This window comes from Pseudomonas sp. AS2.8 (assembly GCF_014190935.1).
GTDB lineage: Bacteria > Pseudomonadota > Gammaproteobacteria > Pseudomonadales > Pseudomonadaceae > Chryseomonas.
Genome location: NZ_JACHVV010000009.1, coordinates 1 through 15,503, shown reverse-complemented (window position 1 = coordinate 15,503; position 15,503 = coordinate 1). Strand labels below are relative to the sequence as shown.

Sequence of the window (15,503 nt, the reverse complement as noted above, 5' to 3'; positions counted from 1 at the left end):
CCGCCCCAGGTATCGGCACAGACTTTGGTCAGCGCAGCGGTCAGAGTGGTCTTGCCATGGTCGACGTGACCAATGGTGCCCACGTTCAGGTGCGGTTTGTTACGTTCGAATTTTTCTTTAGCCACGAGATAAAACCTCTAGTCAAAGCGCTGATTAAGCTTGTTTCTTGATGATGGCTTCGGCGATGTTCGACGGAGCTTCGGCGTACTTGGAGAACTCCATGGAGTAGCTTGCGCGACCCTGAGACATGGAGCGGACATCCGTAGCGTAGCCAAACATCTCGCCCAGCGGAACCTCGGCACGGATGACCTTGCCGGTCACGGTGTCTTCCATACCCTGGATCAGGCCACGACGACGGTTCAGGTCGCCCATGACGTCGCCCATGTAGTCTTCCGGAGTCACGACCTCGACCTTCATGATCGGCTCGAGCAGCACGGCACCACCCTTCTGGGTGAGCTGCTTGGTCGCCATGGAGGCAGCGATCTTGAACGCCATCTCGTTGGAGTCGACGTCGTGGTAGGAACCGTCGAATACAGCGGCCTTCAGGCCGAGCAGCGGATAGCCGGCAACGATGCCGTTCTTCATCTGCTCTTCGATGCCCTTCTGGATCGCCGGGATGTATTCCTTCGGAATCACACCACCCACGACTTCGCTGACGAACTCCAGACCTTCCTGACCTTCGTCGGCCGGCGCGAAGCGAATCCAGCAGTGGCCGAACTGGCCACGACCACCCGACTGGCGAACGAACTTGCCTTCGATCTCGCAGGTGTTGCGGATGGTTTCGCGGTAGGCGACCTGAGGCTTACCGATGTTCGCTTCCACGCCGAATTCGCGCTTCATGCGGTCCACCAGGATGTCCAGGTGCAGCTCGCCCATGCCGGAGATGATGGTCTGACCAGACTCTTCGTCGGTCTTGACGCGGAACGAGGGATCTTCCTGAGCCAGCTTGCCCAATGCGATACCCATCTTTTCCTGGTCGGCCTTGGTCTTCGGCTCGACGGCGACCGAAATCACCGGCTCCGGGAAGTCCATGCGCTCGAGGATGATCGGCTTCTCGATCGAGCACAGGGTGTCACCGGTGGTGACGTCCTTCATGCCGATCAGGGCGGCGATGTCGCCAGCACGAACTTCCTTGATCTCTTCACGGGTGTTGGCGTGCATCTGCACCATACGGCCGACGCGCTCCTTCTTGCCCTTCACCGAGTTGATGACGGAGTCACCGGAGCTCAGTACACCCGAGTAGACGCGGGCGAAGGTCAAGGTACCCACGAAGGGGTCGGTAGCGATCTTGAACGCCAGAGCCGAGAAGGGCTCGTTATCGTCCGCGTGACGCTCGTCGGTGATTTCCTCGTTGTCCGGGTTGGTACCCTTGATCGCGGGAATCTCGACCGGCGCCGGCAGGAAGTCGATCACGGCGTCCAGAACCAGGGGCACGCCCTTGTTCTTGAAGGACGAACCGCAGACGGCCGGGACGATTTCGCAGGCGATGGTACGCTGACGCAGGCCGGCCTTGATCTCGTCGATCGACAGCTCGCCGCCTTCCAGGTACTTGTTCATCAGCTCTTCGTTGGCTTCGGCCGCAGCCTCGACCATGTTGGAGCGCCACTGCTCGGCATCGGCCAGCATGTCCGCAGGAATGTCTTCCTCGCGGTAGGTCATGCCCTGGTCGTCATCGTTCCAGAAGATGGCCTTCATCTTCAGCAGGTCGATCTGGCCCAGGAAGTTCTCTTCCGCGCCAATGGCCAGCTGAACCGGGACCGGAGTGTGGCCCAGGCGCTTCTTGATCTGCTCGACGACGCGCAGGAAGTTGGCACCGGCACGGTCCATCTTGTTGACGTAGACGATGCGCGGGACGCCGTACTTGTTGGCCTGACGCCATACGGTTTCGGACTGGGGCTCGACACCGGAGGTACCGCAGAACACCACGACCGCACCATCCAGCACGCGCAGGGAACGCTCCACCTCAATGGTGAAGTCCACGTGGCCGGGGGTATCGATGATGTTTACGCGGTACTTGTCGTACTGCTTGGTCGAACCGGACCAGAACGCGGTGGTGGCAGCGGAGGTGATGGTGATACCACGCTCCTGCTCCTGCACCATCCAGTCCATGGTCGCAGCGCCGTCGTGAACCTCACCCATTTTGTGGTTCACGCCGGTATAGAACAGAATCCGCTCGGTAGTGGTCGTCTTACCCGCGTCCACGTGGGCGCAGATACCGATGTTCCGATAGCGGTTAATAGCGGTTGTACGAGCCATAAGGTCCTCGCTTGATTGGAAGCGCTAGGCTTAGAAGCGGTAGTGCGAGAAGGCCTTGTTGGCTTCTGCCATGCGATGCACGTCTTCGCGCTTCTTGACTGCGGCACCCTTGCCTTCAAAAGCGTCCATGAGTTCACCTGCCAGGCGCAGAGCCATGGACTTTTCGCCACGCTTGCGCGCGGAGTCCACCAGCCAGCGCATGGCCAGGGCATTACGACGGGAAGGACGAACCTCAACCGGCACCTGGTAGGTAGCACCGCCGACACGGCGGGACTTCACTTCGACCAGCGGAGCGATGGCGTCGAGCGCTTTTTCGAAAACTTCCAGGGGTTCGGCATTCTTGGAACGCTCTTTGACCTTGTCCAGAGCACCATAAACGATACGCTCGGCAACGGCTTTCTTGCCGCTCTCCATCACGTGGTTCATGAACTTGGCCAGGATCTGGCTTCCGTATTTCGGATCGTCAAGTATTTCGCGCTTGGCCGCTACACGACGTCTTGGCATTGATAAGCCCTCAAAACGGTCTTCAGGTTAGCTCGGGACTCGTTGCCCGACCTTACTCTTATCGACTCGAACAAAAAGAAAGGTGGTTACTTCGGACGCTTGGTGCCGTACTTGGAACGGCCCTGCTTGCGGTCCTTCACACCGGTGGTGTCCAGCGAGCCACGCACGGTGTGATAACGCACACCCGGCAGATCCTTGACCCGGCCACCGCGGATCAGCACGACGCTGTGTTCCTGCAGGTTGTGACCTTCACCACCGATGTAGGAGGTGACTTCGAAGCCGTTGGTCAGCCGTACACGGCAGACCTTCCGCAGTGCGGAGTTGGGCTTCTTGGGAGTGGTGGTGTACACGCGGGTGCACACGCCACGACGTTGCGGGCAGTTTTGCAGCGCAGGTACGTCGGATTTCTCGACGATACGCTTGCGTGCACTACGCACCAGCTGGTTGATAGTTGCCATCTATAGCTCCACTGATTGTCTTGCGACATAAACGAAATAGCAGAACGTCAGTCCTGCCCATTTTCGGGGAACGAAAGTCTAAAGAGCTTGGGCGCTCCAGTCAAGACAAAGCCCCCGGACGCCTGGGGCGCCGGGGGCTTTGTCAAGTGAGACCTGCTACCGAACTCAGCTGGCGCTGGAGTTCAGCGCTTCGGTCAGGGCGGCCTCGGCCTCGCTGGCGCTCACGCGCTGCGGCTTGCCGAGTTCGCGCTGACGCTTGCGCTCGCTGTGGTAGGCCAGACCGGTACCGGCCGGGATCAGACGACCCACCACCACGTTTTCCTTCAGGCCGCGCAGGAAGTCGCGCTTGCCGGTCACGGCGGCTTCGGTCAGGACACGGGTGGTCTCCTGGAAGGAAGCGGCCGAGATGAAGGACTCGGTGGACAGCGAGGCCTTGGTGATACCCAGCAGGACGCGCTCGTACTTGGCGACGAAACGATCATTGCCGACCAGTTGCTCGTTCTCTTCCAGGACGTGGGTCAGTTCGACCTGATCGCCCTTGATGAAGCTCGAGTCACCGGTGTCGCTCACTTCGACCTTGCGCAGCATCTGCCGCAGGATGGTCTCGATGTGCTTGTCGTTGATCTTCACGCCCTGCAGGCGGTACACGTCCTGGATCTCGTTGACGATGTACTTGGCCAGCGCGCTGACACCCAGCAGACGCAGGATATCGTGCGGGTTGCTCGGACCGTCGGAGATGACTTCGCCGCGGCTTACCTGTTCGCCTTCGAAGACGTTCAGGTGGCGCCACTTCGGAATCAGCTCCTCGTAGGGATCGGTGCCATCGGTCGGGGTGATGACCAGACGACGCTTGCCCTTGGTTTCCTTGCCGAAGGAGATGGTACCGCTGATCTCCGCCAGGATTGCCGGCTCCTTGGGACGACGCGCCTCGAAGAGGTCGGCCACGCGGGGCAGACCACCGGTGATGTCGCGGGTCTTGGAGGTTTCCTGGGGAATACGGGCGATAACGTCACCCACATGCACCTTGGCACCGTCGCTCAGGTTGACCAGCGCGTTCGGCGGCAGGAAGTACTGGGCTGGTACGTCGGTACCCGGCAGCAGCAGGTCCTTGCCGTTGGCGTCGATCAGCTTGACCGCCGGACGGATGTCCTTGCCGGAAGTCGGACGATCCTTGGCGTCGAGCACCTCGATGTTGGTCAGACCGGTCAGTTCGTCGGTCTGGCGCTTGATGGTGATGCCCTCCTCCATGCCGACGAAGGCCACGGTACCGTCCATCTCGGTAACGATGGGGTGAGTGTGCGGGTCCCACTTGGCGACGATGGCGCCAGCGTCGACCTTGTCGCCTTCCTTGACCGAAATCACCGCACCATAGGGCAGCTTGTAGCGCTCGCGCTCACGACCGAAGTCGTCGGCGATGGCCAGCTCACCGGAACGGGACACGGCAACCAGGGCGCCATCGGCACGTTCGACGTGCTTCAGGTTGTGCAGACGGATGGCACCGCCATTCTTGACCTGGACGCTGTCGGCCGCGGAGGTCCGGCTGGCCGCACCACCGATGTGGAAGGTACGCATGGTCAGCTGGGTACCCGGCTCACCGATGGACTGGGCGGCGATGACGCCGACCGCTTCACCGATGTTGACCTGGTGACCGCGAGCCAGATCGCGACCGTAGCACTTGGCGCAGATGCCATGACGGGTTTCGCAGGTGATCGGCGAACGCACCACGACTTCGTCGACGCTGTTGAGCTCGAGGAACTCGACCCAGCGCTCGTCGACCAGGGTGCCACCCGGCACAATGATCTCGTCGGTACCCGGCTTGGGCACGTCACGGGCGATGACTCGGCCCAGAACGCGCTCACCCAGGGGCTCGACCACGTCGCCGCCTTCGATGTGCGGGGTCATGATCAGGCCGCGCTCGGTACCGCAATCGACCTCGGTCACTACCAGATCCTGGGCCACGTCGACGAGACGACGGGTCAGGTAACCGGAGTTCGCGGTCTTCAGTGCGGTATCCGCCAGACCCTTACGGGCACCGTGGGTGGAGATGAAGTACTGGAGTACGTTCAGGCCTTCACGGAAGTTGGCGGTGATGGGCGTCTCGATGATGGAGCCGTCCGGCTTGGCCATCAGGCCACGCATGCCGGCGAGCTGGCGAATCTGGGCCGCGGAACCCCGGGCGCCGGAATCGGCCATCATGTACATGGAGTTGAAAGACTCCTGGTCGACTTCCTTGCCCTCGCGGTCGATGACCTTCTCTTTCGAGAGGTTGGTCATCATCGCCTTGGACACTTCGTCGTTGGCCTTCGACCAGAGGTCGATCACCTTGTTGTACTTCTCGCCCTGGGTCACCAGGCCGGAGGCGTACTGGCTTTCGATCTCCTTCACCTCGGCGGTGGCGGCATCGATGATGCGCGCCTTCTCGTCCGGAATGACGAAGTCGTTCACGCCGATGGAGACGCCGGACAGGGTCGAATAGGCGAAACCGGTGTACATCAGCTGGTCGGCGAAGATGACGGTGTCCTTCAGACCCACCACGCGGTAGCAGTGGTTGATCAGCTTGGAGATGGCCTTCTTCTTCATCGACTGGTTGACCACGTCGTACGGCAGGCCGGCAGGCACGACCTGGAACAGCAGCGCGCGGCCGACGGTGGTGTCGACGATGCGGGTGTTCTTGGTCAGGCTGCCGTCCTTGTGACGGATGGTCTCGTTGATGCGCACCTTGACCTTGGCATGCAGGGCGGCTTCGCCGGCACGGAAGACGCGATCGACTTCCTGCAGGTCGGCGAACACGCGGCCTTCGCCCTTGGCGTTGATGGCTTCACGGGTCATGTAGTACAGACCCAGAACCACGTCCTGCGACGGCACGATGATCGGCTCGCCGTTGGCGGGCGACAGGATGTTGTTGGTCGACATCATCAGCGCGCGCGCTTCCAGCTGGGCTTCCAACGTCAGCGGCACGTGCACGGCCATCTGGTCACCGTCGAAGTCGGCGTTGTACGCGGCGCAGACCAGCGGGTGCAGCTGGATGGCCTTGCCTTCGATGAGGACCGGCTCGAACGCCTGGATACCCAGACGGTGCAGGGTCGGGGCGCGGTTGAGCAGCACGGGGTGTTCGCGGATGACTTCGGCGAGAACGTCCCAGACCTCGGGCAGTTCGCGCTCGACCATCTTCTTGGCGGCCTTGATGGTGGTCGCCATGCCGCGGGCTTCCAGCTTGCCGAAGATGAAGGGCTTGAACAGCTCCAGCGCCATCTTCTTGGGCAGACCGCACTGGTGCAGACGCAGGGTCGGGCCCACGGTGATCACGGAACGACCGGAGTAGTCGACGCGCTTGCCCAGCAGGTTCTGACGGAAACGACCCTGCTTGCCCTTGATCATGTCGGCCAGGGACTTCAGCGGGCGCTTGTTGGAACCGGTGATGGCACGGCCGCGACGGCCGTTGTCCAACAGGGCGTCAACGGCTTCCTGCAGCATGCGCTTCTCATTGCGCACGATGATGTCGGGCGCGGCGAGGTCGAGCAGCCGCTTGAGGCGGTTGTTCCGGTTGATGACGCGACGATAGAGATCGTTCAGGTCGGAGGTCGCGAAGCGGCCGCCATCCAGCGGCACTAGCGGACGCAGGTCCGGCGGCAGCACGGGCAGCACGGTCATGACCATCCACTCCGGCTTGTTGCCGGAGCCCTGGAAGGCTTCCATCAGCTTCAGGCGCTTGGACAGCTTCTTGATCTTGGTCTCGGAGTTGGTCTGCGGAATCTCTTCGCGCAGGCGACCGATCTCGTGCTCCAGATCAATGGCGCCGAGCAGCTGGAATACGGCTTCCGCACCCATGCGGGCATCGAAGTCGTCACCGAATTCTTCCAGTGCCTCAAAGTACTGCTCGTCGTTCAGCAGCTGGTACTTCTCGAGGGTGGTCATGCCCGGATCGATCACTACGTAGCTCTCGAAATAGAGCACGCGCTCGATGTCACGCAGGGTCATGTCCAGCAGCAGGCCGATACGCGACGGCAGCGACTTCAGGAACCAGATGTGGGCGACGGGCGACGCCAGCTCGATGTGACCCATGCGCTCGCGGCGCACCTTGGCCAGGGCGACTTCCACGCCGCACTTCTCGCAGATCACACCGCGGTGCTTGAGGCGCTTGTACTTTCCGCACAGGCACTCGTAGTCCTTGACCGGGCCAAAGATCTTGGCGCAGAACAGACCATCACGCTCGGGCTTGAAGGTACGGTAGTTGATGGTCTCCGGCTTCTTCACTTCACCGAACGACCAGGAACGAATCATCTCGGGCGAGGCCAGACCGATACGGATGGCATCGAACTCCTCGAGTTGACCCTGGTTTTTCAACAGATTGAGCAAGTCTTTCAAGGCCTTTCCTCCTCACGGACCGGAGACGACCGCCGCGCGGTCGCCTCCTCTAGGGTCTCGTGTTATTCGGTTTCCAGTTCGATATCGATGCCGAGCGAGCGGATTTCCTTGATCAGTACGTTGAAGGACTCGGGCATGCCGGCCTCCATGCGGTGATCCCCGTCCACGATGTTCTTGTACATCTTGGTCCGGCCGTTCACATCGTCCGACTTCACCGTCAGCATTTCCTGCAGGGTGTAAGCCGCGCCATAGGCCTCCAGTGCCCAGACCTCCATCTCCCCGAAACGCTGACCACCGAACTGCGCCTTACCACCCAGCGGCTGCTGGGTAACCAGGCTGTAGGAACCGGTGGAACGGGCGTGCATCTTGTCGTCCACCAGGTGGTTCAGCTTGAGCATGTACATGTAGCCGACGGTGGTGGTGCGCTCGAAGGCATTGCCGGTGCGGCCGTCGTACAGACGCATCTGGCCGCTCTCCGGCAGATCGGCCAGCTTCAGCATAGCCTTGATCTCGCTTTCCTTGGCACCGTCGAACACCGGGGTGGCCATGGGAACACCGCCACGCAGGTTCTTCGCCAGGTCGAGGACTTCCTTATCGCTCAGGTCGTCGAGCTTCTCCTGACGGCCACCGATCTCGTTGTAGATCTCGTGCAGGAAGCTGCGCAGTTCGGCAACCTTGCGCTGCTCTTCGATCATCACGTTGATCTTCTCGCCCAGGCCCTTGGCCGCGAGGCCCAGGTGGGTTTCGAGGATCTGACCGACGTTCATCCGCGAAGGTACGCCCAGCGGGTTCAGCACGATGTCCACCGGCGTGCCGTTGGCGTCGTAGGGCATGTCTTCGACCGGCATGATCACCGAGACCACACCCTTGTTACCGTGACGACCGGCCATCTTGTCGCCCGGCTGGATGCGGCGCTTGATGGCGAGGTAGACCTTGACGATCTTCAGTACGCCCGGTGCCAGGTCATCGCCCTGCTGCAGCTTGCGCTTCTTGTCTTCGAACTTGTCGTCCAGCAGCTGGCGGCGGTCGGACAGGTAGGCCTGGGCCTTTTCCAGCTGCTCGTTGTGAGCATCTTCCGCCATGCGCAGCTTGAACCACTGGCCGCGCTCGAGGCCGTTCAGGTACTCGTCGGTGATGACGGCACCCTTCTTGACCGCCGGGCCGCCTTCGGCGACCTGACCGACCAGGGCCTGACGCAGACGCTCGAAGGTCGCGCCTTCGACGATGCGGAACTCTTCGTTCAGATCCTTGCGGATCTCGTCGAGCTGGGACTTCTCGATGGCCAGGGCGCGGGAGTCGCGCTCGACGCCGTCACGGGTGAAGACCTGGACGTCGATGACGGTACCCTTGGTGCCGGTGGGCACGCGCAGGGAGGTGTCCTTCACGTCGCTCGCCTTCTCGCCGAAGATGGCGCGCAGCAGCTTCTCTTCCGGAGTCAGCTGAGTTTCGCCCTTGGGCGTGACCTTGCCGACCAGGATGTCACCGGCACCGACCTCGGCACCGACGTAGACGATACCGGCCTCGTCCAGCTTGTTCAGCGCAGCTTCACCCACGTTCGGGATGTCGGAGGTGATTTCCTCCGGACCGAGCTTGGTGTCACGAGCCACACAGGTCAGTTCCTGGATGTGGATGGTGGTGAAGCGATCTTCCTGGACCACGCGCTCCGACAGACAGATGGAGTCTTCGAAGTTGAAGCCGTTCCAGGGCATGAAGGCCACGCGCATGTTCTGACCCAGTGCCAGCTCGCCCATGTCGGTCGAGGGGCCATCGGCCAGGATGTCGAACTTGGCCACCTGATCACCCTTGCTCACCAGCGGACGCTGGTTGATGCAGGTGTTCTGGTTGGAACGGGTGTACTTGGTCAGGTTGTAGATGTCGACGCCGGCTTCACCGGTCTCGACTTCGTCATCGTTGACGCGCACCACGATACGGCTGGCATCGACGGAGTCGATCACGCCACCACGACGGGCCACGACGCAGACGCCGGAGTCACGGGCGACGTTGCGCTCCATGCCGGTACCGACCAGCGGCTTGTCCGAACGCAGGGTCGGCACGGCCTGACGCTGCATGTTGGAACCCATCAACGCGCGGTTGGCGTCGTCGTGCTCCAGGAACGGAATCAGCGAGGCGGCGACGGAGACGACCTGCTTGGGCGAAACGTCCATCAGGGTGACGTCTTCAGGCGCCTTGACGGTGAATTCGTTCAGGTGACGCACGGCTACCAGCTCGTCGATCAGCCGGTTGTTCTCGTCCAGCCCTGCGGAGGCCTGGGCGATCACGTGGTTGGCTTCTTCGATGGCCGACAGGAAGACGATCTCGTCGGTGGCCACGCCGTCCTTGACCATGCGGTACGGGCTTTCGAGGAAGCCGTACTGGTTGGTGCGGGCATAGGCAGCCAGGGAGTTGATCAGGCCGATGTTCGGACCTTCCGGCGTTTCGATCGGGCAGACCCGGCCGTAGTGCGTCGGGTGTACGTCACGGACTTCGAAGCCGGCACGCTCACGGGTCAGACCGCCCGGGCCGAGTGCGGAGACGCGGCGCTTGTGGGTGATCTCCGACAGCGGGTTGTTCTGGTCCATGAACTGGGACAGCTGGCTGGAACCGAAGAATTCCTTGATCGCGGCGGCCACCGGCTTGGCGTTGATCAGATCCTGCGGCATCAGGCCTTCGCTTTCAGCCATGGACAGGCGTTCCTTGACGGCACGCTCTACCCGTACCAGGCCCACGCGGAACTGGTTCTCGGCCATTTCACCGACGCAACGGACACGGCGGTTACCCAGGTGGTCGATGTCATCGACGATGCCCTTGCCGTTACGGATGTCGACCAGGGTCTTGAGCACGTCGACGATGTCTTCGCGGCTCAGGACGCCCGAGCCTTCGATGGCGTCGCGACCGATACGGCGGTTGAACTTCATGCGGCCGACGGCGGACAGGTCGTAACGCTCGGCGCTGAAGAACAGGTTGTTGAACAGGGTCTCGGCAGCTTCCTTGGTCGGCGGCTCGCCAGGGCGCATCATCCGGTAGATCTCGACCAGGGCTTCCAGCTGGTTGCCCGTGGAGTCGATCTTCAGGGTATCGGAGATGAAGGGACCGCAGTCGATGTCGTTGGTGTACAGCGTCTCGAACTGCACGACATTGGCCTTGGCCATCTTGGCCAGCATGTCCAGGGTCAGTTCGGTGTTGCACTCGGCGATGATCTCGCCGGTGGACGGGTGCACGACGGCCTTGGCGGTGGTACGGCCAATGACGTAATCGAAGGGTACTTCCAGCTCGCTCAGACCGGATTTTTCCAGCTGGTTGATGTGGCGAGCGGTCACCCGACGGCCCTGCTCCACGATCACCTTGCCGCTGCCATCCTTGATGTCGAAGCTGGCGATGTCGCCGCGCAGGCGCTGGGGCACCAGCTCGAACGTCAGCATCTCACCCTTGATGTGGAAGGTGTTGGTGTCATAGAACGCATCCAGCACCTCTTCGGTGCTGTAGCCGAGCGCGCGCAGCAGTACCGAGGCCGGCAGCTTGCGGCGACGGTCGATACGGACGAACACGGCATCCTTGGGATCGAATTCGAAGTCGAGCCAGGAGCCGCGGTAGGGAATGATGCGCGCCGAATACAGCAGCTTGCCCGAGCTGTGGGTCTTGCCGCGGTCGTGGTCGAAGAACACGCCCGGGCTGCGGTGCAGCTGGGACACGATGACGCGCTCGGTACCATTGATGATGAAGGTACCGTTCTCGGTCATCAGGGGGATTTCCCCCATGTAGACTTCCTGCTCCTTGATGTCCTTGATCGCCTTGTTCGACGACTCGCGGTCGAAAATGATCAGGCGAACCTTGACCCGCAGCGGGACGGCGAAGGTCACGCCGCGCAGGACGCATTCCTTCACATCGAAAGCCGGCTCGCCCAGGCGATAGCCGACGTATTCCAGGGCCGCATTGCCGGAATAGCTGATAATCGGGAAAACGGACTTGAAGGCCGCATGCAGGCCGATATCGCGGAACTGGTCTTTGCCTGCGCCCGCCTGCAGGAATTCGCGGTACGAATCCAGTTGGATAGCCAGCAAATAGGGCACGTCCATGACGTGCGGCAACTTGCTAAAGTCCTTGCGGATACGTTTTTTCTCAGTGTATGAGTAAGCCATCAGCGTTCCCCAGCTTGGTCACCAGCTTGTTTGGCCTCTCCGACGGGAGCAGCCGGAAAATCGTGCAAACCCTTTGGTTTGCCGCACCCCGAGAGCGAGGTGGATATAGCGCATCTTGTCAGGCGGATATGCTCGCTCTGTACAAAACGGCAAAAGGCCGGTGGCGTTCGCCACCAGCCATCAGCCGAACGTGAAACGTTGCGGCTGTAGACGCAAGAACCGAACTTACTTGAGCTCGACCTTGGCGCCTGCTTCTTCCAGAGCCTTCTTGGCAGCTTCGCCTTCCTCTTTGGAGACGCCTTCCTTGACCACGCCCGGGGCGCCGTCAACGACAGCCTTGGCTTCTTTCAGGCCCAGACCGGTCAGTTCACGAACGACCTTGATGACGTTCACTTTCTTGTCGCCGGTTTCGGTCAACATGATGGTGAATTCGGTCTGCTCTTCGACGACGGCAGCGGCAGCAGCCGGGCCAGCGGCAGCGGCGGCAGCGGCGGTCACGCCGAACTTCTCTTCCATCGCCTTGATCAGTTCCACCACTTGCATGACGGACATTTCGGATACGGCGTTGATGATGTCTTCGTTGGTCAGAGCCATGACTCTAGATTCCTATAACAGGGTGCGGCTTCAGGCCGCAAATAATAAGAAAGACTTGCAGGAAACGCAGCACGCGCGATTAGGCGGCGGCAGCTTCCTTTTGGTCGCGAATGGCGGCGAGGGTACGAGCCAGCTTGCTGGTAGCGCCCTGGATGACACTCATCAGCTGGGACACAGCTTCGTCGTAGGTCGGCAGGGTTGCCAGTACGTCGATCTGGTTAGCCGGGATGAGCTTGCCTTCGAACGCGGCGGCCTTGATCTCGAACTTGTCCTGACCCTTGGCGAAATCCTTGAAGATACGGGCGGCAGCGCCCGGATGCTCCTGGGAAAACGCGATCAGGGTCGGGCCCTTGAAGGTGTCGTTGAGAACGTCGAAAGACGTGCCTTCAACGGCACGACGCAGCAGGGTGTTACGTACGACACGTACATAGACACCAGCCGCGCGGGCCTCTTTACGGAGTCCGGTCATGGCACCCACAGTCACGCCACGGGCATCGGCCACGACAGCGGACAGGGCACCTTGGGCAGCCTCGTTGACTTCAGCGACGATAGCCTTCTTGTCTTCGAGTTTGATTGCCACGGGTTTAACTCCTGGATGTTACCGTTTCGCCCGATGGACTGGGCGGCGTTTTGGTGTCTGACTCGGTAACCGAATCGGGAGCACCATCTGCGTAGGCTAGGGTTTCCCCGGTTTAAGACCTGCGTCCCCTACGGTCTTGGACAGCCCCCGCCAGGCAGGGACCCCAATCTTGGCGCCATGCCCGAAGGCACGGCGACTTGTATCTTGCTTAGGCTTCCAGGGAAGCCTGGTCGATCTGCAGACCCGGGCCCATGGTGGAGCTCAGGGTGATGCGCTTGACGTAGATGCCCTTGGAGGTCGAGGGCTTCAGACGCTTCAGGTCGGCCAGCAGAGCTTCAACGTTCTGCTTCAGCTTCACGGGCTCGAAATCGATCTTGCCAACGGAAGCGTGAATGATGCCGTTCTTGTCGGTACGGAAACGCACCTGACCAGCCTTGGCATTCTTGACGGCGGTAGCGACGTCCGGGGTCACGGTGCCAACCTTGGGGTTGGGCATCAGACCGCGCGGGCCGAGCAGCTGACCCAGCTGACCGACGACGCGCATGGCGTCCGGCGAGGCAATGACCACGTCATAGTTCAGGTCGCCGCCCTTCATCTCGGCAGCCAGGTCGTCCATGCCGACGCGTTCGGCACCGGCAGCCAGCGCAGCTTCGGCGTTGGCACCCTGGGTGAACACGGCAACGCGAACCGACTTGCCAGTGCCATTGGGCAGCACGGTGGCGCCACGAACGACCTGGTCGGATTTACGCGGATCCACACCCAGGTTCACGGAGACGTCGATGGACTCCTTGAACTTGATGGTGGACAGCTCGGCCAGCAGGGCTGCAGCTTCTTCGAAGCCGTACTGCTTGCCAGCCTGGATTTTTTCGGCGAAAGCCTTTTGACGCTTAGTGAGCTTGGCCATTACACGCCCTCCACATTCAGACCCATGCTACGAGCGGAACCGGCGATGGTACGCACGGCGGCGTCCATATCGGCGGCGGTGAGATCGGCATTCTTGGCTTTGGCGATCTCTTCCAGCTGGGCGCGGGTGACGGTACCGACCTTCTGGCTGTTGGGACGAGCGGAACCGCTCTTGATGCCGGCAGCCTTCTTGAGCAGCACGGAGGCCGGGGTGCTCTTGATTTCGAAGGTGAAGCTACGGTCGCTGTACACGGTGATGATCACCGGGGTGGGCAGACCGGGCTCCATGCCCTGGGTGCGGGCGTTGAACGCCTTGCAGAATTCCATGATGTTGACGCCGTGCTGACCCAGCGCCGGACCGACTGGCGGGCTCGGGTTGGCTTGAGCGGCCTTAACCTGCAGCTTGATGTAAGCCTGAATTTTCTTAGCCATGTGCTACTCCAATGATGGGTTCGACGCCCCGCAGGGCTCCCCAATTACTTGCTATATCCCAGTGACGACAAAACCCCGCAGCCTGGGCTACGGGGTAAGGGATGCGAACAACCTAGACCTTTTCGACCTGGCTGAACTCGAGCTCCACAGGGGTCGACCGACCAAAGATCAGTACCGCCACGTGAATGCGGCTCTTTTCGTAGTTGACCTCTTCGACAACGCCGTTGAAGTCGGCGAACGGACCGTCCACCACCCGAACCGTCTCGCCTGCTTCGAACAGGGTCTTCGGCTTGGGTTTGTCGCTGCTGTCGGAGACACGACGCAGAATCGCGTCCGCTTCACGATCAGTGATGGGTGCCGGCTTGTCGGCAGTACCACCGATGAAGCCCATGACGCGAGGAGTGTCCTTGACCAGGTGCCAAGTCCCTTCGTTCATCTCCATCTGCACCAGGACGTATCCCGGGAAAAACTTACGCTCGCTCTTGCGCTTCTGGCCATTGCGCATTTCCACCACTTCTTCGGTGGGCACGAGAATGTCGCCGAACTCGTCTTCCATTTCGTGCAGCTTGACGCGCTCGATCAACGAACGCATGACATGCTTCTCGTAACCCGAGTAGGCATGCACGACGTACCAACGCTTAGCCACGGCGAACCCTTTCAACCAACAATCGTGGAAACCAGCCAACCGAGCAGGGAGTCGAGCCCCCACAACAACAAAGCCATCACGAGCACCACGGCAACCACGATCAGCGTGGTCTGAGTGGTCTCTTGCCGGGTAGGCCAGACAACCTTGCGAATCTCGGTACGGGCGTCTTTCAGCAAGCCGAAGAAGGCTTGCCCCTTGGCGGTCTGCAGGGCAACAAAGGCAGCGACAGCTGCCAGCACCAACAGACCCACCACTCGATACAGGATGGACTGAGCAGCGAAGTAGTGATTGGCAACAACACCGATCGCTACCAGAACGACAACCACCAGCCACTTCAGCGCATCGAAGCGCGACTCTTTGGCTTCCGCCTTGATGCTCATTGCATGAATCCTGTAAGGAGTGCCAGATGGGAATCTGGCAGGCCAGGAGGGAATCGAACCCCCAACCTGCGGTTTTGGAGACCGCCGCTCTGCCAATTGAGCTACTGGCCTGTAACTTGAATCAGGCCGACCATTATGCCGACCTGACAGACCAAGATCAATCGATTACTCGATGATCTTGGCAACCACGCCGGCGCCGACGGTACGACCGCCTTCACGGATGGCGAAACGCAGACCGTCTTCCATCGC

At 61.1% G+C, this 15,503-nt stretch carries 12 protein-coding genes, 1 tRNA gene and 1 pseudogene; all 14 read right to left on the bottom strand.

Going from position 1 to position 15,503, the window contains the following annotated elements:
• Positions 1-125 (bottom strand): GTP-binding protein (locus FHR73_RS22405; RefSeq protein ID WP_260175716.1); only part of this gene is annotated, 125 nt, incomplete at its 3' end.
• A gap of 28 nt (positions 126-153) precedes the next feature.
• Positions 154-2,256 (bottom strand): elongation factor G, encoded by a 2,103-nt coding sequence (gene fusA / locus FHR73_RS22400; RefSeq protein WP_183634098.1) that lies wholly within the window; start codon positions 2,254-2,256, stop codon positions 154-156.
• A gap of 30 nt (positions 2,257-2,286) precedes the next feature.
• Positions 2,287-2,760 carry a 30S ribosomal protein S7 gene (gene rpsG, locus FHR73_RS22395; protein WP_007163088.1) on the bottom strand — a complete coding sequence of 158 codons (474 nt, stop codon included), beginning with the start codon at positions 2,758-2,760 and terminating at the stop codon, positions 2,287-2,289.
• Between the two features lie 86 nt (positions 2,761-2,846).
• Positions 2,847-3,218, bottom strand: a complete 372-nt coding sequence (gene rpsL / locus FHR73_RS22390) for a 30S ribosomal protein S12 (RefSeq protein ID WP_007163089.1) — start codon at positions 3,216-3,218, stop codon at positions 2,847-2,849.
• A 165-nt stretch (positions 3,219-3,383) separates the two neighbouring features.
• On the bottom strand, positions 3,384-7,583 hold the full coding sequence (gene rpoC / locus FHR73_RS22385) for a DNA-directed RNA polymerase subunit beta' (protein WP_183634096.1): 4,200 nt from the start codon (positions 7,581-7,583) through the stop codon (positions 3,384-3,386).
• 62 nt (positions 7,584-7,645) lie between these two features.
• Positions 7,646-11,719 carry a DNA-directed RNA polymerase subunit beta gene (rpoB, locus tag FHR73_RS22380; protein ID WP_158893046.1) on the bottom strand — a complete coding sequence of 1,358 codons (4,074 nt, stop codon included), beginning with the start codon at positions 11,717-11,719 and terminating at the stop codon, positions 7,646-7,648.
• A 225-nt stretch (positions 11,720-11,944) separates the two neighbouring features.
• A complete protein-coding gene (rplL, locus tag FHR73_RS22375) occupies positions 11,945-12,313 on the bottom strand; it encodes a 50S ribosomal protein L7/L12 (RefSeq protein WP_059316466.1) in 369 nt (122 codons plus the stop codon).
• 79 nt (positions 12,314-12,392) lie between these two features.
• Positions 12,393-12,893, bottom strand: a complete 501-nt coding sequence (gene rplJ, locus FHR73_RS22370) for a 50S ribosomal protein L10 (RefSeq protein ID WP_017641868.1) — start codon at positions 12,891-12,893, stop codon at positions 12,393-12,395.
• A gap of 208 nt (positions 12,894-13,101) precedes the next feature.
• Complete coding sequence (gene rplA, locus FHR73_RS22365) at positions 13,102-13,797, bottom strand: 50S ribosomal protein L1 (protein ID WP_133860555.1); 696 nt, start codon at positions 13,795-13,797, stop codon at positions 13,102-13,104.
• The gene (rplK, locus tag FHR73_RS22360) at positions 13,797-14,228 is read right to left on the bottom strand and encodes a 50S ribosomal protein L11 (protein ID WP_133860554.1); all 432 of its coding nucleotides are present in this window, start codon (positions 14,226-14,228) and stop codon (positions 13,797-13,799) included. Before rplK ends, rplA begins: the two co-directional genes overlap by 1 nt.
• Before the next feature lie 112 nt (positions 14,229-14,340).
• Positions 14,341-14,874, bottom strand: a complete 534-nt coding sequence (gene nusG, locus FHR73_RS22355) for a transcription termination/antitermination protein NusG (protein ID WP_026083932.1) — start codon at positions 14,872-14,874, stop codon at positions 14,341-14,343.
• A gap of 11 nt (positions 14,875-14,885) precedes the next feature.
• Positions 14,886-15,254: a preprotein translocase subunit SecE gene (gene secE / locus FHR73_RS22350; protein ID WP_183634094.1), complete on the bottom strand. Its 369-nt coding sequence runs from the start codon at positions 15,252-15,254 to the stop codon at positions 14,886-14,888.
• A 35-nt stretch (positions 15,255-15,289) separates the two neighbouring features.
• Positions 15,290-15,365, bottom strand: a tRNA-Trp gene (locus FHR73_RS22345).
• Positions 15,366-15,419: 54 nt separating this feature from the next.
• A pseudogene (locus FHR73_RS22340) lies at positions 15,420-15,503 on the bottom strand (elongation factor Tu); the annotation flags it as partial.

What these genes read in the sequence shown, in the direction of transcription:
- fusA (WP_183634098.1), bottom strand. Translation starts at nt 2,256, where the DNA reads ATGGCTCGTACAACCGCTATTAACCGCTATCGGAACATCGGTATCTGC.
- rpsG (WP_007163088.1), bottom strand. Translation starts at nt 2,760, where the DNA reads ATGCCAAGACGTCGTGTAGCGGCCAAGCGCGAAATACTTGACGATCCG.
- rpsL (WP_007163089.1), bottom strand. Translation starts at nt 3,218, where the DNA reads ATGGCAACTATCAACCAGCTGGTGCGTAGTGCACGCAAGCGTATCGTC.
- rpoB (WP_158893046.1), bottom strand. Translation starts at nt 11,719, where the DNA reads ATGGCTTACTCATACACTGAGAAAAAACGTATCCGCAAGGACTTTAGC.
- rplL (WP_059316466.1), bottom strand. Translation starts at nt 12,313, where the DNA reads ATGGCTCTGACCAACGAAGACATCATCAACGCCGTATCCGAAATGTCC.
- rplA (WP_133860555.1), bottom strand. Translation starts at nt 13,797, where the DNA reads ATGGCCAAGCTCACTAAGCGTCAAAAGGCTTTCGCCGAAAAAATCCAG.
- rplK (WP_133860554.1), bottom strand. Translation starts at nt 14,228, where the DNA reads ATGGCTAAGAAAATTCAGGCTTACATCAAGCTGCAGGTTAAGGCCGCT.
- secE (WP_183634094.1), bottom strand. Translation starts at nt 15,254, where the DNA reads ATGAGCATCAAGGCGGAAGCCAAAGAGTCGCGCTTCGATGCGCTGAAG.